This is a genomic window from Curtobacterium sp. MCBD17_019 (genome assembly GCF_003234555.1).
GTDB lineage: Bacteria > Actinomycetota > Actinomycetes > Actinomycetales > Microbacteriaceae > Curtobacterium.
On record NZ_QKTT01000002.1, the window covers coordinates 47,864 to 70,380 of the forward strand.

Consider the following 22,517-nt stretch of genomic DNA (forward strand, 5'->3'; position numbering starts at 1 on the left):
CCCGGGGCGGTCAGTCCTCGGCCGTCACGTGCAGCAGCACCACGCGCTCCGGGTACATCAGGGGCGCTTGCAGCCCCGCGGACGCGAGCGCGCTGCCCGGGAGGACCGTCCCGCGGAACCGACGGACCGTCCCGTCGCCGACGCTGGTCCCCGTGGCACCGGTGGCACCCGTGGCACCCGTGGGCGTTGCACCGCCTCCGTCCGTTCGAACCGCGTCATCGCGGGGTTCGTCAGGAAGGACGCGGTTCGATGCGGATGCCGTGGCGGGAGCGGCAGCAGTGACGACCGGCCCCCACCACGATGCGGGCTGCACCCCCGCCTCGGGGTCGCCGACGAGCACGGGGGTGACCCGGTAGCGCGTCGCCGGGTCGAGGCCGGGCAACGTCAGGCGACCCCGCGGTGACACGTCCGACCGCCCGATCGTGGCGACGAAGAACAGGGCCTCCCGCCGCGCGGGGTCGACCACGCCGTACACGTTGAGCGTCGGGTCCACCTGGTCGACCCGCACGAGCTCCCCACGGTGCATGAGGTCCCGGTACCGCTTGTACAGGTCGATCCACGCGCCGAGGTCCCGGAGCTCGAGCTCCGTCGCCCGCGCCAGGTCCCACTCGATCCCGAAGTGGCCGAACAGGGCGGTCCCGGCACGGAACGACAGCTCGTGCCACCGCCCCGTCGTGTGGTTCACGCCCGAGGCCACGTGCGACCCGAGCAGTTCCGGCGGCAGGAGCTGCATCGTCCACCGGTTCATCCGCTGGCGCTCGAGCGGGTCGATGCAGTCGGAGACCCAGACCCGGTCCGTGTGTTCGATGACGCCGAGGTCGACCCGCCCGCCCCCGGACGAGCACGACTCGATCTCGAGCCCCGGGAACCGCTCCTTCAGCGTGGCCATGAGCCGGTACGCCGCCCGGGTCTGCTCGTGCACCGCCGGTTCGCCGGCCGGCCACCGCCCCGCGTCGACGAGGTCCCGGTTGTGGTCCCACTTGACGTACGCGATCGCGTACTCCTCGAGCACGGCCGTCATCTGCCCCAGCACGTGCTCGTACGCCTCCGGGATCGCCAGGTCGAGCACCTGCTGGTTCCGTGACCGGACCGGGAGGCGCGCCCCCGTCTGCATGAGCCACTCCGGATGCGCGCGGGCCACGTCGCTGTCCTCGTTCACCATCTCGGGCTCGAACCACAGGCCGAACTCCATGCCGAGCTCCCGCACGCGGTCCACGAGCGGGTGCAGCCCGTCCGGCCAGACGTCCTCGTCGACCACCCAGTCGCCCAGACCTCGGGTGTCGTCCCGGCGGCCCCGGAACCACCCGTCGTCGAGCACGTACCGCTCCACCCCGAGCCCGGCAGCACGCTCCGCCAGGTCCGTCAGCCGTCCCAGGTCGTGGTCGAAGTACACGGCCTCCCACACGTTGATCGTCACCGGGCGGTCCCGCCGCGGGTGTCGGGGGCGCGAGCGCAGGAACCGGTGGAACCGCCGCGCCTGGTCGTCGAGACCGACCCCGTACGCGCCGAACACCCACGGCGTGCGGTAGGACGCGCCGGGGCCGAGCCGGACCTCGCCCGGCAGCAGGAGCTCCCCACCGCCGAGCACCTGCTCGCCGCTGAACACGCGCTCCGCCGCGTGCCGGTGGTTCCCGCTCCACGCGGTGTGCACGCCCCAGACCTCACCGCCGGCGAACCCGAACCCGGGCGTCCCGACGCTCAACACCGTCGCCGCGTCGGCACCGGTTCGGCCCTTGCGGCCCTGCCGCTCGTGGATGCCCGTCACGAGTTCAGTCCGCTGCGGTGTCCGCTCCGCGCCCCACCGTCCGCCGAAGTCGAGGACCTCGCGCGCTCGCGACGGCACGGGCAGCGCGAGCGTGACGTCGTCGAGTGCGTACTCCTCCGCACCCGTGTTCTCGACCTCGGCTCGCAGCCGCACGAGGCCGCTCTCGAGCAGTTCGACGACGACCACGAGCCCGAGCCCGGCCACCTCGTCCGCCGCGGTCACGGTGACGGTGCCGGCCCCGACCTCCCGGAAGTCGGCCAGCGCGCCCTCGTGCCCCCGGGCCTCCAGGCGGACCGCCGTCGTGCGGAACCGCGGCGACCAGTCCCGGCCGCTCCGATGGCCGCTGATCCCGGGCCTCCCGGTCCATCCCGTCCACCCCTCGGGCAGCACGGCGACGCGCACCGGCTCGTCGACGGCGTTCCCGCCGACCGGCGGGACGCCCGCCTCGGACAGCGCCGCGACGTCGTCCGCGGTCAGCGACCCGAGCGCGGCTCCCCAGTGGACGACCGCGGGCAGGAGGCCGGACGACGCGTCGAGCACGAGGCTCACCCCGCCGCTGCTCAGGTGGACCACCGCGTCCGGCACGGAGGATGCGGTGGCCTGATCGGGGACCGGGAGGTGCGTCATCGGGACTCCTGACTCGTCGCCCTGCCAGCATCCCGGCTCCGGCCGTGCGCACACAACACGACCCGCGGCGGTACGCCCTCGCGCCCCGCACGCACGGGACGCCCGGGAGCGCCTCCCGTAGTGTTCCCACCGTGTACGAGGACGCCCGCCACTGGTTCCTGCGCGCCGGCGAGCGGGGCAACACGGCCACCGCGGTGCATGCCGACCGCGACGGCGAACCGGCGTGGTCGGAGGGCAACCTCGTCGTGCCGATCGTGCACGGCGCGCCGTACTTCGCCCGGCTGCACGAGGAACTCACCGCGCTGGAGCCCGGCGACCGGGTCTGGTTCACGGACTGGCGCGGCGACGCGGACGAGCGCCTGCTCCCCGACGGGCCGACGATCGGGGAACTCCTCGCGGACCTGGCCCGAGGCGGTGTCGAGGTCCGCGGCCTGGTCTGGCGATCGCACGGCGAACGGATCTCCTCGCCGATCAGCGGCAGGTCGAACGAGCTGCTGGGGCGCGAGGTCAACGACGCCGGCGGCGAGGTGCTCCTCGACCAGCGCGTGCGGGTGTTCGGCTTGCACCACCAGAAGTTCTTCGTCATCCGGCACCGCGACGACCCGGCCCGCGACGTCGCGTTCGTCGGCGGGATCGACCTCTGTCACAGCCGGCGGGACGACGCCGACCACGCCGGTGACCCGCAGGCGCTCTCGATGGACCCCCGCTACGGCGACCGACCGCCGTGGCACGACGCCGCCCTCGAACTCCACGGACCGGTCGTGGCCGACGTCCTCGCCGTGTTCGCCGAGCGGTGGGACGATCCGCACCCGCTCGACCACCGGGACCCCTACCGGATGCTCCTGCAGCGCCTCGCACGGATGCCGCGGCACCCCGAGCCGCTGCCGGAGACCGCACCCCCGCCGCCGCCCGCCGGCACGCACGCGGTCCAGCTCCTCCGCACCTACGGAGTGAAGCGCCCGGCGTTCCCGTTCGCCCCCGCCGGCGAGCGGAGCGTCGCCCGGGCGTACACGAAGGCGTTCGAGCGGGCGCGGCGACTCATCTACATCGAGGACCAGTACCTGTGGTCCACCGAGGTCGCCACCGGCATCGCGGACGCGCTCGAGCGGAACCCGGACCTGCACGTCATCGTCGTCGTGCCGCGCTACCCCGACTCCGACGGTCCCCTCGCCGGACCACCGAGCCGCATCGGGCAGCTCCGAGCCGTGCGGGCCCTGCAGCGCACCGCCCCGCACCGGGTGGGGGTGTTCGACCTCGAGAACACCGCGGGCACGCCGATCTACATCCACGCCAAGATCTGCATCGTCGACGACACCTGGATGACGTGCGGGTCGGACAACTTCAACCGCCGATCCTGGACCAGTGACAGCGAGCTCACCTGCGCCGTGGTCGACGGAGCGGCGCGGCCCGACGACGGCCCGGACTCCTCCTTGCCGCGTGACCTGCGCCTCCAGCTGTGGGCGGAGCACCTCGGGACGACGCCGGACGACCCTCGGCTCCAGGACCTGACCGGCGGACTCGCGCTGTGGACCGCCGCCGCTCGTGCCCTCGACCACTGGCACGAGGACGGCGAGCCCGGACCGCGGCCGGTCGGGCACGTCCGGCAGCACACGCCCGAGTCGATCTCGGCGGTCCAGCGGCTCTGGGCCGGAGCGGTCGCGCGGCTGGCGGTGGACCCGGACGGGCGGCCGCGGCGGCTGCGGGGCACCACGCGGTTCTGACGGTCCGGCTCCCGCCCGACCGGGTGCCACATCACCACCCCCGGCACCACCCCGGGGTGGTGCCCCAGCCGCGCGGGGATCGCGAGGCTTGCCGCATGACGATCACTGACTGGCTCATCGACGGCACCCTGCTCGGACTCGTGGTGCTGCAACTCCGCGGACGACGGCTCGGCATCGTGCAGCTCCTCCTGCCGATCGCACTCGTCGCCGTGGCCGTGCTCCACTACGGGCACGCACTTCCGACGACCGCGAACGGGGTCCTCCTCGTCCTCCTCGGACCGGCGGTGGGTGTGACGCTCGGGATCGGCGCCGCGGCTCTGACGCGCGTCTGGCGGAAGGACGGTCACCCGTTCGCCCGGGCCACACCGGCGGCAGCCGCCCTCTGGGTGCTCGGCATGGGGTTCCGCCTGGCGTTCCAACTCTGGGCGAACTCGGCTGCCGGGCAGCTGCATCTCGCCACCTTCAGCGTCGAGCACCGGATCGAGGAATCGGCGTGGGTGGACGCGCTCCTGCTGATGGCCGTCGGTGAGGTGCTCGGGCGGACGGTCGTGCTCTTCGTGCGGGGCCGCATCGTCGGAGCCCGGCGTCGGCCCCAGATGATCGGAGTGTGACTCCTGCGGTGGCAGCGACCCTGCCCTCACAGGCGACATCGGAGCGGTCGCGCCTCGGCGATCCGGACGCCGTGTGCCATCAGCACGACACCGACCGCTCCGGCTCGGTCACCTCAGGAGTGGTCGCGCGCCTGCAACACGACGATGTGGTCATCCGTGACGGAGTAGACCAGCCGGTTCGGGGATCAGGCCTCCGTGTGCCCGAGGTCCGCGGAGCCCCGGAACGCCGCATCGCGGCGGGCGGCGGCACCGAGCTCGAACACGACGACCTCGTTGCGGCCCGCGCGGACGACGGGCGCCGGCACGTACAGCGTCCGCTGGGGGCCACGCGACCAGTACCGCCCGAGGCAGAACCCGTTCACCCAGGCGACGCCCTTGCCGAACCCGTCGAGCGCCAGGTGCAGGTCCCGCACGGCGTCGAGCTCGACGGTCGCGAGCGCGAACGTCGGTCCCGCGAGCGTCGGGGCCGGGTCGGGCCGGGCATCGCGGAGCGCGGCGACGACCGGGAGGGCCGGGGCCGGCGCCGTCAGCACGGCCTCTTCCGTCATGTGCTCGCCGAGCAGGCCGTCCGCGGCAGGGGACACCGGGGCGGCGGGCTCCGCAGCCGGGGACACTGCGGCAGGCTTCGCGGCGCCGTCCGACGGGTGATGGCCGAGCGATGCGACGGCGGCGGGGACGGCGGACGCGGGCTGCGGGACGGACGCGTGCCGGGCCTCCCGGCCGTCCGCGGGCCCGGCGACGGCCGCGACCAGGTCGAGCGGCGTGACGGACCACCGGGCCAGCGGGACGCCGTCGACGGTGACCGGGCCGACCAGGCCCTTGGGCTCCCCGATGCGGACGCCGTAGTCGACGCGTCCCTGGTCCTCGACCAGGACGTCGAGCACGGCGCGGCCCACCGGCGGCAGGACGAGCGCGTGGTCGTGGTGCTCGCGCTCGAGGACGCCCACCGGTCGCCCGTCGAGGAACACCTGGGCGCGGTCGCGGACCTCCTCGACGGTGAGGACGCCGCCCGCGGGCAGGTCGACCTCGGTGCGGTAGAGCACGAAGCCGGCGCCGCTCCCGAGTGCGTCGACGGTCGGGACGTCGTCGTGGTGCGTCCACGTGGCGATGTCGTCGACGGTGCTCCAGAGCGACAGGGCACGGTCGAACAGGATCGCGACGTCGGGCACCGGGGCCGGGGCGGGTGCGTCCGGGGCGAACTCCGGCGGCAGGTCCGGCACGGGCGCGTACCGCTCGATGACCGATCGGAACGCGTGGAACTTCGGGGTGGGCAGCCCGGCCTCGTCGAGCGGTGCGTCGTAGTCGTAGCTCGTCGCGATCGGTCGGTAGACGCCCTTGTCGTTCGCACCGTTCGTCAGGCCGTAGTTCGTGCCGCCGTGGAACATGTAGACGTTGACGGACGCCCCGGCGGCGAGGAGTGCGTCGAGTTCCCGGGCGGAGTCGGTCGCCGAGGTCGTGTGGTGGTGTTCGCCCCAGCTGTCGAACCAGCCGTCCCAGAACTCCGAGCACATGAGCGGGCCGGTCGGCTGCACACGTCGGAGGGTCGCGAGTCGCTCGGACGCGCGGGACCCGAACGAGCCGGTGGCGTGGAGACCCGGGATCGTGCCGTCCTCGAGCATCGTGCCCATCGGCTGGTCGACGCTCGTGAACGGAACGGTGAGCCCGATGTCGCGGTGCATGGCGAGCAGCGCGCGGAGGTAGGCGGGGTCCGAGCCGTAGGCGCCGTACTCGTTCTCGACCTGCACGAGCACGATCGGGCCGCCGGCGTCGATCTGCCGGGGCACGAGCACGGGGGCGAGGCGCTCGAGGTACGCCTGCACGGCGGCGAGGAACCGGGGCTCGTTCCGGCGCACGCCGACGTTCGCGTCGGCGAACAGCCAGGACGGCAGTCCGCCGTTCGCCCACTCGGCGCAGATGTACGGGCCGGGGCGGACGATCGCGTGCATGCCCTCGGCCGCGACGAGGTCGAGGAACCGGCCGAGGTCGAGCCCGCCGGTCAGGTCGAAGGTGTCGGGCGACGGCGCGTGGGCGTTCCAGGCGACGTACGTCTCGATGGTGTTGAGGCCCATGAGCCGGGCCTTGTGGATCCGGTCCGCCCACTGGTCGGGGTGGACGCGGAAGTAGTGGAGCGCTCCGGAGAGCACGCGGTGGGGTTCGCCGTCGAGCAGGAAGTCGTCGGGGCCGATGGCGAAACGCATGAGCGTGCCTTTCTTCGGATGGGAGGGGACGGTGCCCGGGCGACGCGCGCCCGGGCACCGTTCGGTCACTTGGACGAGACCGTGAAGCCCTGCTGCTTGCCGTACTTGACGAGCTGGCTCTGCCAGGACTGCAGGCCGCTGTCGAGCGACGTGTTGTTCTGGTAGGACTGGCCGACCGTGTCCGCGAAGACGCTGTTCGCGTAGACCTCGTAGGGCAGGTAGGTGAAGCCGGACTTGACGTTCTTCGACGCGTCGACGAGGACCTCGTTGATCTTCTGGCCACCGAAGTACGACGGGTTGTCGTTGAGGAACGACGACGACTCGAGGTCGGCGGTGGTCGACGGGAACCCGCCGGACTTGGCGAAGATCTTCGTGCTCGCGCTCGACGAGTTGAGCCACTTGAGGAAGCCCGCCGCGAGCGCGGGGTTCTTCGACTGCTTCATGACGACCTGCGAGCTGCCCCCGTTGTTCGCGGTGACGGCCTTGCTGCCGTCGTAGGTGGGCATCGGGGCGACGCGCCAGTCACCGCTGCCGGCCGGGGCGCTCGCCTCGAGGTTGCCGGGCATCCAGGCGCCGGTGATGAGCGAGGCGATCTGGCCGTTGCCGAGCTGCTTGAACCAGTCGTCGCTCCAGGCCGGCGTGGTCGAGAGGAGTTTGCCCTGGACGAGCGGGTTCCAGGTCGACGTCCACTTCTTGCTCCCCGCGTCCTGCAGGTCGATCGACACCTTCGTGCCGTTCGTCGTGAACGGGGTGCCGCCGGCCTGCCAGATCATGCTGGTCGCGAATCCGGGGTCGCCGTTGTCCGCGGTGATGTACTCGCTGGGGTTCGCCGCGTGCAGCTTCTTGGCGTCGGCGACGTACTCGCTCCACGTCTTCGGGACGGTGAGGCCGTACTGGTCGAAGATGCGCTTGTTGTAGAACAGCGCCATCGGGCCGGAGTCCTGCGGCAGACCGTAGATCTTGCCGTTCATGGCGACCGAGTCCCACGTGCTCGCGGAGTACTTGCCCTTGAGCGAGCCGAACCCGTACGAGGTGAGGTCGGCCAGGGAGTTCGACAGCGCGAACTGCGGGACGGCGAAGTACTCGACCTGCGCGACGTCGGGCGCGCCCGAGCCGGCCTTGATCGTGTTCTGGAGCTTCGTGTACTCGTCGGTGCCGGTGCCGGCGTTGACGAGCTTGACGTGCACCTTCGGGTACGCCTTCTCGAACGCGGCGACCTGGGCCTTGGCGGACGGGGTCCACGACCAGTACGTGATCGTGCCGCCCTTCTTCAGCGCGGCGGAGACGTCGCTCGCGCTGCCGCCCGAGGCCGACGAGCTGCCGCTCGCGCAGCCGACGAGGGCGACCGCGGCGGAGACGCCGATGGCGACGGCGGCGAGGCCGCGCCGGAGACGCTTGTGCATGGTGATGCCTTTCACTTCGTTGTGGATCGCAGGGGTGCGGTGGTGCTGGGTGCTGCCCCGGGCCTCCCGGCCGACGGGGCGGGAGGTCACGCCTTGACGGACCCGGCCGCGAGGCCGGACTGCCAGAAGCGCTGGAGGAAGAGGAACGCGGCGACGATCGGGATGATCGTGAGCAGCGAACCCGTGACGACGAGGTTGTAGATCGGCTGGGCGGCGGCGCCGGTGGCCTGCGCGTTCCACTGGTTCAGGCCGACCGTGAGCGGGTACCAGCGGGGGTCGCTCAGCATGATCAGCGGGAGGAAGTAGTTGTTCCACGTGGCCACGACCGCGAACAGCAGCACCGTGACGACGCCGGGCATGAGCAGTCGGAGCCCGATCGTGAAGAAGATCCGGAACTCGCCGGCACCGTCCATGCGGGCGGCTTCGATGAGCTCCATCGGGATGGCGTCGATCGCGTACGTCCAGATCAGGTAGAGCCCGAACGGACTGATGAGCGACGGCAGGATGATCGCCCACGGCGTGTTCGTCAGGCCGACCTGCGAGAACAGCAGGAACGTCGGGACGGCCAGCGCCGTGCCCGGGATCGCGACCGCGCCGAGCACGATGGCGAACACGGCCCGGCGGCCGGGGAACGCGTACTTCGCCATGCCGTAGCCCGCGACCGTGGCGAGGAGCGTCGCCCCGCCGGCACCGACGACGACGTAGAGCAGGGTGTTGCCGAACCACTGCAGGAAGATCCCGCCGTTGTAGGTCAGCGTGTCGTGCAGGTTCTGGATCAGGTTGACGTGTCCGCCGAACCAGAGGCCGAACGTCGACAGGAGCGACGACTGCGTCTTCGTGCTGTTGATCACCAGGTAGGCGAGCGGCGCGAACGAGTAGACGGTGAACACCACCATGACGGCGGTGAGCATCCCGCTCCGGCGCGGCCTGGGCGAGCCGGCGCCGATCCGGCGACCCGGACGGGAGGCCCGGGGAGCGCGGGCACGCGGGTCGCGGCCGCGTGTGCCCTCGGTCGCGATGGTGACGGGCGGTGGGGTCTGGACGGCGCTCATCGGTTCTCCGCTCGCGTGCCGCGCACCTGGACGACGTAGGCGATCACGGCGGTGATGACACCCATGACGATCGCGACGGTGGCGGAGTAGTTGAACTGCTGGCCGCTGAAGGACAGCGAGTAGGCGTACATGTTCGGGGTGAATGCGCTGCCGATGACGTTCGGGGCGAGCGTCTTGAGCAGGTTCGGCTCGTTGAAGAGCTGGAAGCTGCCGATGATCGAGAAGATCGTGGCGATGACGATCGAGCCGCGCAGCGCCGGGATCTTGATCGACATGATCGTGCGGAGCGGTCCGGCGCCGTCGATCTCGGCCGCCTCGTACAGCTCGGTCGGCACCACCCGGAGCGCGGAGTAGAAGATCAGCATGTTGTAGCCGAGGAACTCCCACGTGACGACGTTGCCGATCGACGCGAGCACCCAGTGTGGGCTGAACGGTTCGAACAGGTCGATGCCCAGGGCCTTGTTCGCAGCGCCGGTCAGGCCGAACTGGTTGCCGTAGATGAAGCCCCAGATGAGCGCGGCGACGACACCCGGCACCGCGTAGGGCAGGAACACCCCGATGCGGAAGAACGCCGAGCCGTAGAGGCGACCGCTGTCGAGCGCGAGTGCGGCGACGAGTGCGAGGACGAGCATGACCGGCACCTGGACCACGAGGAACAGGACGACGCGCAGGAACCCGGCCCAGAACTTGGCGTCCTGGAACAGCTGCAGGTAGTTGGCGAACCAGACGAACTGGTTGCCGCCGATGAGCTGGTCGCGGAACAGGCTGAGCCAGAGCGCGTAGCCGATCGGCACGATGAGCATCGCGACGAGCACGATCATGAACGGCGCGACGAACAGCCAGCCGGTCCAGCGCTGGCGGGCTCGGCCCTTGCCCCGGGCGCCGCCACGGGCGCCGTTCCGGCCGCCGGGTGACGTTCCCCGGCGCGCGGTGATCGCGGTCATACGACTCCTTCGTCCAGACGGTGCTCCGCAGATGTTGACGTCAACATCGCGCGGTTCACCGTAGCATGGCAACGTCAACATGCAAGCGCCGACGCAGAATCGTGACCAGAGGCCCGGTTCGTGCGATGATGCGGCCGAACGAGGTGGACCCGGCCGATCGCGGCGGGCCAGGAGGGGACCCCGATGAGCACGGAGACCCCGTCCGAGATCCGCAAGGCCCCGTCACTGGCCGCGGTCGCGCAGGCCGCCGGGGTCTCGATGCAGACCGTGTCCCGCGTCGCCCGCGGGTTCGACAACGTCAGCGACGACACCCGGGAGCGCGTGCGTCGTGCGATGGCCGAGCTCGGGTACCGGCCGAACCGTGCCGCTCGGGCCCTCCGCTCGGGGCGGTTCCGCACCATCGGGGTGATCCTGTTCACCCTGGCGTCGTTCGGCAACATGCGGACGCTCGAGGCCATCGCCGAGGCCGCGGGCGCAGCCGACTTCACGATCACCCTGCTCCCGATGGCCCGGCGCACCGAGGCAGGGGTCCGGTCCGCGTTCACCCGGCTGTCCGAACAGGCCGTGGACGGTGTCGTGATCATCATCGAGTCGCACGTGCTCGACGCCGCCGAGGTCGCGCTGCCCGACGGCGTGCCGGTCGTCGTGGTCGACTCCTCCGCCACCGCCGAGCACCCCACGATCGACACGGACCAGGCCGAGGGCGCCCGGATCGCCACGCAGTACCTGCTCGACCTGGGCCACGACACCGTCTGGCACGTCAGCGGACCCCGCGCGTCGTACTCCGCCATGCGCCGGGAGGCCTCGTGGCGCGCCACCCTCGAACGGGCCGGGCGTCCCGTACCCGACGTCATCCGGGGCGACTGGACGACCGACGCCGGCTACACCGCCGGGCAGCGGATCGCCGCCCGGCCGGAGATCACCGCCGTCTTCGCCGCGAACGACCAGACCGCGCTCGGCATCCTCCGCGCGTCACACGAGGCCGGGCGTGCCGTTCCCGGGACCCTGAGCGTGGTCGGGTTCGACGACATGCCCGAGGCCGACTCGTTCTGGCCGCCCCTCACGACGGTGCACCAGTCGTTCGACGAGGTCGGGCGGCGCGCGGTGTCCACCCTCATCGCCGAGATCGAGGGGCGGTCGGCGCCCGACCACGGGGGGCTCGTCCCCGTGTCACTCGTGGAGCGGGCGAGCGCGGCGCCGCCGAACCGCTAGCCGCCCTGCGTCCCGGTTCTCGAGAACGCCGCCTGTTCCCGACACTCGCTGTCGTTCGACACCGGTCGAGTCGCCTGATGCGGCTGCATCCGACGCACGAGCATGCGTCGACGGTCCCGGATCGAACGACAGCGGCACCGTCGGACGTCACCGAAGCCGGGCAGCCGGGCAGCCGGGCAGCACCGAAGCCGGGCAGCCGAGCGGCGGGTGCCCTCACTCAGCCGAGCACCTCGGTCAGGAACGGGTTCCGGAACCGCCGCTCGGGGTCGACCCGGTCGGCGAGCGCCGCGAACTCCCCGAGGCGCGGGTAGACCGCGTGGAGCTGGTCGGCCGGCATCGCGGTGACCTTGCCCCAGTGCGGCCGGGCGTCGAACGGGGCGAGCGCCGCGTCGATCAGGGGCAACACGGCCGCGACGCCCTCGGGGTCGCGGTGGAACGTGAAGTGGAACGCGACCGAGTCCCGCTCGCTGCTCGGGGCGAGCCACGCGGTGTCGGCGGCGACGCGACGGATCTCGGAGACGTAGAGCACGGGCGCCATGGCCTCGCCGATGCCGCGCAGGGCCTGGATCGCGGGGACCGCGTCCGACGCGGGCAGCAGGTACTCGCACTGGATCTCGGCACCGGCACTCGGGGTGAACGAGGATCGGAAGTGCGGGAGCCGCTCGTGCCACGGGCCGGGCACGCCGGCCTGCTCGGTCACGCCGGCGTTGTCGGACCCGGGGACGGGGTGCAGCGGCGAGGTCGAGGGCATGGCACCGAGGTCCTCGAGGTCCACCACGGGGTCGTCACGGTCGACACGGCGCTTCGTCCACACCTGCCGGATGCCGTCGTGGACGTACCCGGTGAACATGCTGACGCTGTACCCGGCGGACATGACGTCCTCGAAGCGGGCGTCGACGACCTCCCACGGCAGGCCGGTGTGGATGCGCTGGGCCACGTCGAACCGGGGCTCGATCGCCAGGTGGACGGCGGTGACGACGCCGAGTGCGCCGATGCCCACCCGGTGGGCGTCGAGGTCGGGGTGGTCGGCATCGAGCACCTCGACGTCGCCGGACGCACGGACGATCTCGACACCGACGACGCTCGACGCGAGCGACGCGTTCCGGACGCCGGATCCGTGGGTGCCGGTCGCCACGGCGCCCGCGACGGAGATGTGTGGCAGCGATGCGAGGTTGGCGAGGGCGAACCCGGCCTCGTCGAGGGCGGCGGCAGCGCGCGCGTGGGTCAGACCGGCGGCGACACGGGCGACCCGCCGCTCGCTGTCGATCTCGATGACCTCGGGCATCGCGCCGAGGGCGATCTGCACGCCGTCGGTGTCGGCGACGAGGTTGAAGGAGTGCCGCGAGCCGAGCGCCGTCACCCGGGGGTTGCTCGTGACGGCGGTGCGGAGCTCGTCGAGGGTGGTCGGCCTCACCACCTCGCGAGCCCGGTAGGTGACGTTCCCGGCCCAGTTCGTGCGGAGGTCCGCGCCGGTGGTCTCGATGGTGCTCATGCCGCTCCTCCGCGGGTCGGGCGTCGCGGGTGAGCGCTCACCCGCGGTGGTGCACACGGTAGTGCAGCCGCTCCGACGCTCGCCACCCCGACCGCCACACGTGGAGGAACGTCGCGGCCGGCGCGGTCGCGGTGACGGTCGGAGGCCAGGACCAGCGTTTCCTGGATGATCGACGCCGGTCCCCGCTCATCACGGACAGGCGGGGCACGCGCTCAGCGCTCGTCCCTACCATCGGGGGCGCACCGCACACCCCACACCATGACGCCTCCTCCTCTGAACACCCCCAGCCTCGAACGGCAGCTCCGCTCGAGGCTCCTGTCGAGCGCGGACCGACTGTTCGACCGGAGCGGGTTCGGGCCGGTGTCAGTGGGGCGGATCGCTCGTGACGCCGACCTGCCGCTCGAGACGCTGCGGCGCGAGTTCCCGACGAAGCACCAGCTGGTCGTCGCCGTCATGGAGGCCCGGCACCGTTCCTGGGTCGCGGACCTGACCGCCGCGGTGTCCGTGTTCACCGACCCGCGTGACCAGATCCTCGCGGTGTTCTCGTACCTCGAGGCGACCTTCCGGCAGCGCTCCTACCGCGGTTGCGCCTTCATCAACGGCTACGGGGAACTCGGCCGGCGGAATGCGGACGTCGCGCAACTGGCGGACGAGCACCTGACCTGGTTCGAGCGGTACCTGGCCGAGCTCTGCGACCGGGCGGGGCTGCCGGGTCACCTCGCGCACGCCGTGTCCCTGCTCGCGGAGGGCGCGCAGGTCGAGGCGGCCATCCACGGGTCGGTCCGTCCCGCGTCGTCCGCTCGGTCAGCGGCCGCGATGCTCATCGCCGTGTACACGGTCGAGGGTCACTGAGGCGCTGGGCCCGTCGGACGCGCCGTGCGTCCTCCCGGGCGATGGCCGGCTGTGCGGCCCGTCCGCGCTCTTCGGACAGCGCCGACGAATTGTTTGCATGCATGTGCGACACTGCGCGCGGTGGATGATGACTGACGACCGCGCATCCCGCGTGCGCAAAGACCTCCGAGGAGCTGACCTCGACGAGGCACGCGACGTACTCGCTGCGGAGTACGCCGGAGCATCGTGGCGCGCTGAACGCACCGTGGACGACTTCGACTTCCGGTACAGCGTCGTCGGCGACGACCACCTGACGTTGCGGAACGTCCGCTTCCACGGCCGCCTCGAGGGCGAGATGCCGCGCGGGGACGACTACGTGGTCCAGTGGATCACGTCCGGTACGGGCAGGCTCGACCTGGGACGCGACGAGGTCGACCTCCTGCCGAACCGGCCCCGCATCTGGCCGTCGGACCGCCCCTTCCGGTTCGCCTTCGAGGACTACGACCAGAAGCTCGTGCAGATCAAACGAACCACCGTCGAGGAGGTCGCGGCCGAGCGCGGGCTCGACGCGCCGACGGTCCGGTTCGACCACACGGCGGAGCCGAGCGACCGGGCGATGCAGCTCTGGCGGGACACGGTGTCGCTCATCTCGAAGACGGTCCTGGACCGCGAGGCCAGCCCGCTCCTCCAGGCCGAGATGGGTCGGCTCGGAGCGGTCTCGTTCCTCGAGCTGTTCCCGCAGCAGACGGACGGGCTGCCGCGCGATCTGCTGCTCCCCCGGAACGCGCACATCCGCCGCGCCGTCGAGTACGTGCACGAGAACGCGCACCTGCCGATCACGAGCACCGACCTGGCGCAGGAGGCCAACCTGAGCCTCCGGGCGCTGCAGCAGGCGTTCCAGCGCCAGTTCGACGTCACCCCGAACACGTACATCCGGGAGGTCCGCCTCGACCGGGTGCACGCGGAGCTCCGTGAGCGGAGTGCCACGACGACGACGATCGCCGAGGTCGCCAACCGCTGGGGCTTCCTGCACCTCGGCCGGTTCTCGGCGGCCTACGCGGCGCGGTTCGGGGAGTACCCGAAGGAGACCCTCCGGCACTGACCGGCCCGCTGCCGGCACCGCGGGAGCCCGGCGTCGGCCCGGGAGCCACCCGCGCTCGTGGGTCCACACGCTCGCGCGCCTGCGTCCCCGCGGCACGCTCCGCGAGCGGCGGGCGTCGTCGCGCCCGCCGCTCGGAGAACCTGAGAAATCCCTGGCATTCGTCGACCCGCTCACGAGCCGGAGTACATTCCCTGACAACCACTCAGTCGTGCGCAGCCAGATCAGGAGGTGAGCGCATGGACAAGCCGTTGCGCGCACCCAGGATCGCGCTCGTCCGGCTCGCCCTGCTCGGCACCGTCGTCGCAGCGGCCTTCGTCGTGCTCGGACTGCTCCTCGGGGCGAAGCCGGCCTCGGCGGCCGAGACGACCCCGGGCACGACCTCGTCGCACTCCCTGCTCGGCGCCGTGGGGAACACCGTCAGCGGTGTGGTCGACGGCGTCGGCACCGCGGTCCAGCCCGTGACCCGGCCCGCACCCGCCGGCGCGAGCACGCGCACCGGTACGAGCACGACGCCCACGGCCGACCGTGGGACGCGCGGCACGCTCGGCGCGACGGCCGGCACCCTCGACGGGGCCCTCCGGCCGGTCGCGGGTGTCCTCGGGTCGCGGCCGGTCGGTGCGCTGCCCGTGGTCGGACCCGTCCTCGGCGACGGCGCCCTCGGGTCCGTGACCGCTCCCGTGACGGGCCTCGTCGACGGCGCGCTCGGGGGCGCCGGCGCGGCTGTCAGCGGACTCCCCGGTGCGGTCGACCCGGTCACCTCGCCGGTCCTCGACCCGGTGGTCGGCTCGGTGCTCGGCGCGGTCTCCCCCGTCGTCACACCCGTCCTCGGGGGCATCGGCTCCGTGGTCGATCCCGTGCTCGGCGGCATCGCCCCGGTCCTCTCGCCCGTGACGTCGACCCTCCCGCCCGCGACCACCGTCCTCGACCCGACGACCCCGGTCGTGGGTCCGGTCCTCCCCGTGGCACCCGGTCAGGGTCAGCCCGGTGACGGCCAGCCCGCCCAGGGTCAGCCCGCCGGGACACTCGACAGCGCGACCGACTCCGCCGTGGCCGACAGCACGCTCGTCCGCTCGGGTGCGGGCGCGGGGACCTCGGCCTCCAGCGCATCGGGCCTCGGCACGACGGACTCCGTCCCGACCGTCTCCACCGCTGGCGGGACCCGCCCCGGCGACGCGACCCCGGTCCTCCCGGCAGCGCCGGCCGCACCGACCGCCCCCGCGGCCCCCACCGGGACCACCGGTGGCAGCAGCGCCGCCGCCGGTGGTGCGCCCACCACCCCGGTGGCGACCATCTCGACTCCCGCGTCCGTCGTCCTGGCGGCCGGCCCGATCCTCCCCACCGGTGACGACGTGCTCCCCGCATCCGTCGTCGCCGACCACGACGTCGCTCCTGATTGAGCCCGACGCACCTGCCCCGCTGGCAGGACGCGTCATCGCCGCACACGCGGCGCACCAGTCTCGATCACATCAGGAGCACGACCATGAACAAGTACGTCTCGAGAGGGCTGTGGTTCACCCTCTTCGTCAGCGGTCTCTCGCTCGGGGGCGGGCTCGCCGCCCACGCCGCCGAGACCACGGGGACCGACGGCATCGCCTCCGGCACGCAGGTCGCCGGGAGCTTCGGCCTCCCCGTCTCCGCCACCGGTGACGCCGTGAGCGTCCTCGGGGACGCGACCAGCACCTCCACCGCGCCGGCGGCGTCCGGCCCGGCTGCGTCCGCTCCGGCGGCGTCCGCTCCGGCGGCGCCCACGTCCTCGTCGGCGTCCACCTCGGGCTCCGGTGGCATCGCGTCCGGCACGCAGGTCGTGCCGACCGTGAGCGTTCCGGTGGACCTCGGCTCGACGGCGGTGGCGGTCGGCGGTGACGCGACCAGCGCACCCGCTCCGGCCGCAGCCCCGACTCCGGCGGCCGCCTCCGCGTCGGGGGCGACGGCTCCGGCGGCTCCCGCCGCCACCACCTCCGGTTCCGACAGCGTCCTCGGCGGCACCCAGGTCGCCCCCGACGTCGCCGCACCGATCACGGCCACCGGGGACAGCATCGCGGTCCTCGGGGACGCCACCGGCACCAGCTCGGGAGGCTCGGCACCGGCCGCGAACGCCGGGTCCACCCCGGCGTCGGGGTCGGGTCCGGCCACCTCGGGCTCGGACGGGACGGCCTCGGGGACGCAGGTCGCCCCCGTGGTCAGCGCACCCGTCACCGTCGGCGGCAACGGGATCGCGCTCCTCGGCGACGCCAGCTCCACCGGCACCTCGGGCAGCGGCACCTCCGGCACGACCGGCACCGGCAGCACGGACACCGGCACGACCGGCGGCACCACCACCTCCGGCTCGGACGGCACCGCGTCCGGCACCCAGATCGCCCCGGTGATCAGCCTGCCCGTCACCGTCGGCGGCAACGGGATCGCGCTCCTCGGTGACGCCAGCTCCACCGGCACCACCGGCAGCGGCACCTCCGGCACGACCGGCACCGGCAGCACGGGCACCGGCAGCACGGACACCGGCACGACCGGCGGCACCACCACCTCCGGCTCGGACGGCACCGCGTCCGGCACCCAGATCGCCCCGGTGATCAGCCTGCCGGTCACCATCGGCGGTACCACCGTGGCGGTCGGCGGCAACAGCACCACGACGCCGGACCCCACCACGCCCGCCGGGCCGACGAACCCGGTCGTCACGGATCCGACCAGCCCGGCCGACCCGACCAGCCCGGCCGAGCCCACCACGCCGGTGGGCACCACGGACCCCGCTGACGGCACCGACCCCGTGTCGACCACGCCGGCCGGGAACGACCCGACCGCCACGACGGGGGACGAGGGCACGGTGACCGGCCGTGCCGCGGGCATCGTCCCGGCCACGGTGCTCTCGACGGCTCCGGCCGCGGCGATGACCCGCACCGCCTCCACCACCGGCACGGTCGCCGCGGTGGCGACCACCGCCTCCACGGCGGCGCTCGCGTACACGGGGTCGACGGGTATCGCGGTCTTCGGCGGGATCGGACTGCTGCTCCTGCTCGTGGGACTCGCGCTGCTGTTCCTGCACCGTGAGTCGGTGATCCGCAGCCGCCGCTGAGCCGCGGCTGAGCCGCGGCGATCCGCTCGAGTCGAGCCGCGATTCGGACTCCGAGCCGGGGAACGTCCCGGTTCGGAGTCCGATTCGCGGCTCAGACCCATGGGCTACCGTGCTGCCATGAGGGCCAGGGCGGGCGCGAGTGGATCCGGACGGCGGTCCCCCGCGGTCCTGGTGATCACGATCGTGTCCGCGTTGCTCGTCGTCGCGGCAGCGGCGTTCGCCGGGCCGCTGCGGTTCGGCGGACCACGATGGTCCCCGACGATCGCGCTGCCGACCGCCACGACCGCACCGGGACCGACCGCGGCGACCACCCCGACGGCGCAGCCCGGCGCCGCCGGACACCGCTCGACCCTCCACGTCGACCTCACCTGGCCACTGCTGATCGCCGGCCTGGTCGTGCTCGCACTCGTCGTGGTGCTCCTGGTCCGCCTGCTGGCACGGCGGCGACGTGGCAGGGCCGAGCCGGGCCTCCCCACCGGCCTGCTGACGGACGACGTGTCGGACGTCGACGTCCCGACCACGGCGGCCGCGATGCGCACGGTGCACCGCGGCCTCGCGCGCGCGCTCGACGTCATCGACCAGGACCGACCGGCGTCGGACGCGATCACCGCCGCGTGGCTCGGCCTGCAGGAGGCCGCCGAGGACGCCGGCTACCGGCGGCAGATCGCGGAGACCCCGACCGAGTTCACGGCGCGGGTGCTCCTCCGGCTCGAGCTGGACCGGAACGCCGTCGGGACGCTCCGGGACCTCTACGTGATGGTGCGGTTCGGCACCACGCCGGCCGGGCCGACCGAGGTGCAGGCGGCCCGCGTGGCGCTGCGGACGCTGCAGGAGCGGTGGCCGGGCGGGACACCCACCGCGGCCTCGGAGCAGCGCCGGTGAGCGGCCGGACGGTGGGACTGCCCGCTCGGCGCCGGGTCGTCGAGGTGGTCGTCGTCGCGGTCGTCGTCGGTGCCGCAGGGTGGTTCTTCGGACTCCCGGCGCCCCAGGCCGTCGTCGTCGCGGCCGTGATCACCGCGGTCGGGTTGACCTGGTCGGCGGTGCGCGACGACGAACGGCTCACGTGGCCGGCACCACCCACCGACGTGGTCCGCGGGGCGCGCCGCGACGTCCAGGCGCTGGCGTGGTCCCTGCGCTCACGCGGCGGGGTGCCCGAGCGACCCGTCGTGCGCCTCCGCGCGGCCGCAGGCCACCTGCTGCTCGTGCACCACGGGGTCGACATCGACGACCCGGAGGCCCGACCCGCGGTCGAGCGCCTGCTCCCGCCCGACGTCGTCCGCGTGCTCCTGAGCCCGCGGCACCCCGAACTCGACCTCGCCACGTTCTCGTCCCTCCTGATCGCCGTGGAGGCGCTCGGGGAACCGTCCGGAAGGCTCCCGTGACCGATCAGACCGCCGACACCACCACCCCCAGCCCGCTGTCCGTGGCCGAGGTCGCCCGGCTCAGCGCCGCCGTCCTCGACGCCGTCGGGACCGCCGTGGTGGGCATGCGGGAGCCCCTCGAGCTGGCGTTCGCGAGCATCCTCGCCGGCGGGCACGTCCTGTTCGAGGACGTGCCCGGGCTCGGCAAGACCCTCGCGGCACGGTCCCTGGCGCAGGCGTCCGGGCTCGACTTCCGGCGCCTGCAGTGCACGCCGGACCTGTTGCCGGCGGACATCACCGGCTCGTTCGTCTACGCCCCGAGCACGGCGGAGTTCGTGTTCCGGCCCGGCCCGGTGTTCACGGGGCTGTTCCTGGCCGACGAGATCAACCGGACGTCGCCGAAGACCCAGTCGGCGCTGCTCGAGGCGATGGCCGAGGGGCAGGTCACCGTCGAGGGTGACCGCTTCCCGCTGCCGCGGCCGTTCCACGTCGTGGCGACGTCGAACCCGATCGAGTACGAGGGCACCTACGCCCTGCCCGAGGCGCAGCTCGACCGCTTCATGGTGCGTCTCGCCGCCGGCTACCCGAGCAGGACCGAGGAGCAGCGCGTGCTCCTCAACCGCGTCGAACGCCAGCGCGAGGTCGCGACGGTGCCGGCGGTGATCAGCGGGGCAGATCTCCTGCGCATGCAGGCGACGGTGGAGCAGGTGCACGTCGACGAGGACATCGCGTTGTACTGCGTCGACCTCGCCGTCGGCACACGGGAGCACCGCGACATCCAGGTCGGTGCCTCGCCGCGCGGTGCACAGGCGCTCCTGCTCGTCGGACGCGCCCGTGCGGTGATGGCCGGCCGCGACTTCGTCACCCCCGAGGACGTCAAGACCGCCGCCGTCCCGGTGCTCGCCCACCGACTCTCGCTCACCCCGCAGGCCTGGGCCAACGGCGTCGATCCGGCGACCGTCGTCCGGACGGTGGCCGAGCAGGTGGCGGGGCCGCCCGCGGTGGCCTCGGGTCGGGGCGCCGGCACGGGTGGCGGCATCGGCACGGGTGGCGGCATCGGCACGGGTCGGGCGACGGACGCCACTGCCGGTCGGGAGGCCCGGTGAGCGACGACGACGGATGGCACCTGCCCGTCGGGGTCCCGTCCGGAGCTGTCCCGTCCGGAGGGGCGCCGTCCGGAGCGCTGCTGCCCGGAGGGGCGCCGCCCGGGTCCTCGTCCGCCGCCGGGCCCGAGGACGCCACGCCCGGCGTGCGCTCGACGGACCAGGCGTACCGCGTGCGGTGGGTGCCGAACCCGCCGATCACCGCTGCGATCGCAGCCGCGGTGTTCCTCGCCGGGCTCGCGCTCGTGACGGCCCGCGTCGAGTTCGCCCTCGTGGCCGCACCGCTGCTCGTGATCGCCGCGCTCGGGCACGACCCCGCTCGCGGCCGCGCAGGTGTCATCCGGACCCGAACCGCGGTGCGACCCGAGGACAACGGGCGGGGCGTCGTGGTCGACGTCGAACTCCGGGCACCCCAGGTCGCCGAGGCGGTCGCCGTCGTGGCCACCCTCGCCGACGGATCCACCCGGCGTGTCCTGGTCACGCCGTCCACCGCGGCGGCACTCCGCGGGCCGGTCACGGTCCTCCACTCCGGGCCGCAGGCCGTGGTCCGGCTCGACCTCGCGCTCATCGCGCAGGGCGGCACCGCGGTCACCCTGCCGGAGGAGGGACCGACGCTCCGCGCGGTCGTCCCGCCACCGCGCCTGCGGATCGAACAGCTGCCCATGCCGCACCGGCTCGTCGGCACCACGGGGACCCACGAGTCGAGCAGCCGCGGCGACGGCGGGGAGTTCCGCGACCTCGCGCTCTTCGCCCCCGGGGACCGGCTCCGACGGATCGACTGGCGACGAACGGCACGACGAGGGCAGCAGCCCGGCGAGCTGTACGTGCGGCGCACGTCGTCCACCGCCGACGCCGTGGTCGTCATCGTGCTCGACGACCGTGACGACGTCGGGCCGGACGTCACCCGCTGGTCAGGTACCGCCGGACCCGAGCGGAGCGCGACGTCGCTCGACCTCGCCCGCGAGGCCGCCACCACCCTGGCCTCGGCGTACATCGGCGCAGGCGACCGAGTGGGCTTCCGGGACCTCGCCGGTGCTGTGACGGGCATCGAACCCCGCGGAGGGGTGCGGCAGCTCGACCGCCTCCGCTCTGCGACGGCACGAGCGGTCCCGACGAGCGACACCCCGGGGCCGGTGCGCGCGCCGACCGTGCCCGCGGCCTCGCTCGTCGTGGTGCTCTCGACCTTCCTCGACGACCATCCCGCAGCGATGGCGATCACCTGGGCGGCGACCGGCCGCCGCGTGGTCGCCGTCGACGTGCTCCCGCCGCTCGATCGCTCCGACGCGGACCGGCAGGAGCGCGTCGCGTCGCGGCTCGTCGAGCTCGAACGCCGGGTCCGGTTCGATCGGATGCGAGCGGCCGGGGTGGAACCGATCACCTGGCGGACCGCCGACGGGACGCCGCCCGCGGTCGCCGTGCGGCTGCTGAGCAGAGCGAGGCGGCGGCCATGAGTGCGGAGGCGAGCCGGGCCTCCCGGTCGTTCCCCCATGTCGGACGTGCCCTGCCGGCGTGGGTGTTGACCGCGCTCGGCGTCGTCGCGGGCCTCGGTGGGGCGTGGGTGGCCGTCGGTCCGAGCGGGTGGTGGTTCGCACTCGCGGCGGCGCTCGTCGCCGCGTCGGCGGTGTTCCCGCGTGGGCCGTTCACCGCCGGACTGGTCGTGCAGCTCGCAGTGGCCGCCGTCGCCGGGGGTGCCGGGGCTGGATGGGGTCCGCTCGCAGTCGTGCTCCTCAGCACGCACCTGATCGTCGCGGTCGGCATGGTGGCGTCGGTCGTACCCCGGCGAGCCCTCGTGCAACTGCGGGCATTGCGGCCGTCGGCACTCCGGTTCGTCGCGGTGCAGGCGGGGACGCAGCTCGTGGCGGCCGTGGTGCGCATGGTGGGGGTCCGTGGCGGCGTCGATGACGGCATCACGTGGATCGCCGTCCTCGCGGCGGTGGCGATCGTCGCGGTCGCGGTCGCGGTGCTCGTCCCGGCGCTCGGCGGGAGTCGTCGGTCGTCGGACGGCTGAGGGTCGCCCGCGTCGTCCGG

Annotated in this window: 18 protein-coding genes; 12 read left to right on the top strand and 6 right to left on the bottom strand. The window is 73.2% G+C overall.

Annotated elements, in window-relative coordinates; genetic code table 11:
• Window positions 1-10 precede the first annotated feature (10 nt).
• Complete coding sequence (locus tag DEI82_RS02145; RefSeq protein WP_111035651.1) at window positions 11-2,392, bottom strand: alpha-galactosidase; 2,382 nt, start codon at window positions 2,390-2,392, stop codon at window positions 11-13.
• A gap of 131 nt (window positions 2,393-2,523) precedes the next feature.
• Between DEI82_RS02145 and DEI82_RS02150 the strand changes: the two genes are divergently transcribed.
• Both DEI82_RS02150 and DEI82_RS02155 read left to right on the top strand, forming a co-directional pair.
• Complete coding sequence (locus DEI82_RS02150) at window positions 2,524-4,113, top strand: phospholipase D-like domain-containing protein (RefSeq protein ID WP_220037222.1); 1,590 nt, start codon at window positions 2,524-2,526, stop codon at window positions 4,111-4,113.
• A 95-nt stretch (window positions 4,114-4,208) separates the two neighbouring features.
• Complete coding sequence (locus tag DEI82_RS02155) at window positions 4,209-4,724, top strand: hypothetical protein (protein WP_111035652.1); 516 nt, start codon at window positions 4,209-4,211, stop codon at window positions 4,722-4,724.
• 185 nt (window positions 4,725-4,909) lie between these two features.
• Here the strand turns inward: DEI82_RS02155 and DEI82_RS02165 are convergent, their stop codons facing one another.
• The 4 genes from DEI82_RS02165 to DEI82_RS02180 form a co-directional block, all read right to left on the bottom strand.
• Window positions 4,910-6,922: a beta-galactosidase family protein gene (locus DEI82_RS02165; protein ID WP_111035653.1), complete on the bottom strand. Its 2,013-nt coding sequence runs from the start codon at window positions 6,920-6,922 to the stop codon at window positions 4,910-4,912.
• A gap of 65 nt (window positions 6,923-6,987) precedes the next feature.
• Window positions 6,988-8,325, bottom strand: coding sequence for a sugar ABC transporter substrate-binding protein (locus DEI82_RS02170; protein ID WP_111035654.1), 1,338 nt, complete (start codon window positions 8,323-8,325; stop codon window positions 6,988-6,990).
• 86 nt (window positions 8,326-8,411) lie between these two features.
• A complete protein-coding gene (locus tag DEI82_RS02175) occupies window positions 8,412-9,377 on the bottom strand; it encodes a carbohydrate ABC transporter permease (RefSeq protein ID WP_111035655.1) in 966 nt (321 codons plus the stop codon).
• Window positions 9,374-10,321: a carbohydrate ABC transporter permease gene (locus DEI82_RS02180; protein WP_111011213.1), complete on the bottom strand. Its 948-nt coding sequence runs from the start codon at window positions 10,319-10,321 to the stop codon at window positions 9,374-9,376. The genes DEI82_RS02175 and DEI82_RS02180 overlap by 4 nt, the downstream gene beginning before the upstream one ends.
• Before the next feature lie 183 nt (window positions 10,322-10,504).
• Between DEI82_RS02180 and DEI82_RS02185 the strand changes: the two genes are divergently transcribed.
• Window positions 10,505-11,533 (top strand): LacI family DNA-binding transcriptional regulator, encoded by a 1,029-nt coding sequence (locus tag DEI82_RS02185; RefSeq protein WP_111011212.1) that lies wholly within the window; start codon window positions 10,505-10,507, stop codon window positions 11,531-11,533.
• A gap of 217 nt (window positions 11,534-11,750) precedes the next feature.
• Here DEI82_RS02185 and DEI82_RS02190 read toward each other — a convergent pair whose 3' ends face one another.
• Complete coding sequence (locus DEI82_RS02190; protein ID WP_111035656.1) at window positions 11,751-13,025, bottom strand: FAD-binding protein; 1,275 nt, start codon at window positions 13,023-13,025, stop codon at window positions 11,751-11,753.
• Between the two features lie 258 nt (window positions 13,026-13,283).
• On the opposite strand from DEI82_RS02190, the gene DEI82_RS02195 reads away from it, so the two are divergent.
• The 9 genes from DEI82_RS02195 (at window position 13,284) to DEI82_RS02240 (ending at window position 22,497) form a co-directional block, all read left to right on the top strand.
• On the top strand, window positions 13,284-13,877 hold the full coding sequence (locus tag DEI82_RS02195; RefSeq protein ID WP_181435071.1) for a TetR/AcrR family transcriptional regulator: 594 nt from the start codon (window positions 13,284-13,286) through the stop codon (window positions 13,875-13,877).
• 127 nt (window positions 13,878-14,004) lie between these two features.
• Window positions 14,005-14,958 (top strand): AraC family transcriptional regulator, encoded by a 954-nt coding sequence (locus DEI82_RS02200; protein WP_258371913.1) that lies wholly within the window; start codon window positions 14,005-14,007, stop codon window positions 14,956-14,958.
• Window positions 14,959-15,194: 236 nt separating this feature from the next.
• Complete coding sequence (locus DEI82_RS02205) at window positions 15,195-16,355, top strand: hypothetical protein (protein WP_111035659.1); 1,161 nt, start codon at window positions 15,195-15,197, stop codon at window positions 16,353-16,355.
• A gap of 83 nt (window positions 16,356-16,438) precedes the next feature.
• Entirely contained in the window at window positions 16,439-18,025 is a 1,587-nt protein-coding gene (locus DEI82_RS02210) for a hypothetical protein (RefSeq protein ID WP_111035660.1), read from the top strand.
• Between the two features lie 117 nt (window positions 18,026-18,142).
• A complete protein-coding gene (locus tag DEI82_RS02215) occupies window positions 18,143-18,907 on the top strand; it encodes a DUF4129 domain-containing protein (RefSeq protein WP_146242801.1) in 765 nt (254 codons plus the stop codon).
• Window positions 18,904-19,407, top strand: coding sequence for a hypothetical protein (locus tag DEI82_RS02220; protein WP_146242802.1), 504 nt, complete (start codon window positions 18,904-18,906; stop codon window positions 19,405-19,407). The genes DEI82_RS02215 and DEI82_RS02220 overlap by 4 nt, the downstream gene beginning before the upstream one ends.
• Window positions 19,404-20,492 (top strand): MoxR family ATPase, encoded by a 1,089-nt coding sequence (locus DEI82_RS02225; protein WP_258371914.1) that lies wholly within the window; start codon window positions 19,404-19,406, stop codon window positions 20,490-20,492. Before DEI82_RS02220 ends, DEI82_RS02225 begins: the two co-directional genes overlap by 4 nt.
• Window positions 20,489-21,940, top strand: a complete 1,452-nt coding sequence (locus tag DEI82_RS02235) for a DUF58 domain-containing protein (protein ID WP_146242803.1) — start codon at window positions 20,489-20,491, stop codon at window positions 21,938-21,940. The genes DEI82_RS02225 and DEI82_RS02235 overlap by 4 nt, the downstream gene beginning before the upstream one ends.
• Window positions 21,937-22,497, top strand: coding sequence for a hypothetical protein (locus tag DEI82_RS02240; RefSeq protein ID WP_111035664.1), 561 nt, complete (start codon window positions 21,937-21,939; stop codon window positions 22,495-22,497). Before DEI82_RS02235 ends, DEI82_RS02240 begins: the two co-directional genes overlap by 4 nt.
• The last annotated feature ends 20 nt before the right edge of the window (window positions 22,498-22,517 follow it).

Excerpts from the sequence above, each read along its gene's own strand:
- DEI82_RS02145 (WP_111035651.1), bottom strand. The coding sequence starts at position 2,392 with ATGACGCACCTCCCGGTCCCCGATCAGGCCACCGCATCCTCCGTGCCG.
- DEI82_RS02155 (WP_111035652.1), top strand. The coding sequence starts at position 4,209 with ATGACGATCACTGACTGGCTCATCGACGGCACCCTGCTCGGACTCGTG.
- DEI82_RS02165 (WP_111035653.1), bottom strand. The coding sequence starts at position 6,922 with ATGCGTTTCGCCATCGGCCCCGACGACTTCCTGCTCGACGGCGAACCC.
- DEI82_RS02170 (WP_111035654.1), bottom strand. The coding sequence starts at position 8,325 with ATGCACAAGCGTCTCCGGCGCGGCCTCGCCGCCGTCGCCATCGGCGTC.
- DEI82_RS02175 (WP_111035655.1), bottom strand. The coding sequence starts at position 9,377 with ATGAGCGCCGTCCAGACCCCACCGCCCGTCACCATCGCGACCGAGGGC.
- DEI82_RS02180 (WP_111011213.1), bottom strand. The coding sequence starts at position 10,321 with ATGACCGCGATCACCGCGCGCCGGGGAACGTCACCCGGCGGCCGGAAC.
- DEI82_RS02185 (WP_111011212.1), top strand. The coding sequence starts at position 10,505 with ATGAGCACGGAGACCCCGTCCGAGATCCGCAAGGCCCCGTCACTGGCC.
- DEI82_RS02190 (WP_111035656.1), bottom strand. The coding sequence starts at position 13,025 with ATGAGCACCATCGAGACCACCGGCGCGGACCTCCGCACGAACTGGGCC.
- DEI82_RS02195 (WP_181435071.1), top strand. The coding sequence starts at position 13,284 with ATGACGCCTCCTCCTCTGAACACCCCCAGCCTCGAACGGCAGCTCCGC.
- DEI82_RS02200 (WP_258371913.1), top strand. The coding sequence starts at position 14,005 with ATGACTGACGACCGCGCATCCCGCGTGCGCAAAGACCTCCGAGGAGCT.
- DEI82_RS02205 (WP_111035659.1), top strand. The coding sequence starts at position 15,195 with ATGGACAAGCCGTTGCGCGCACCCAGGATCGCGCTCGTCCGGCTCGCC.
- DEI82_RS02210 (WP_111035660.1), top strand. The coding sequence starts at position 16,439 with ATGAACAAGTACGTCTCGAGAGGGCTGTGGTTCACCCTCTTCGTCAGC.
- DEI82_RS02215 (WP_146242801.1), top strand. The coding sequence starts at position 18,143 with ATGAGGGCCAGGGCGGGCGCGAGTGGATCCGGACGGCGGTCCCCCGCG.
- DEI82_RS02240 (WP_111035664.1), top strand. The coding sequence starts at position 21,937 with ATGAGTGCGGAGGCGAGCCGGGCCTCCCGGTCGTTCCCCCATGTCGGA.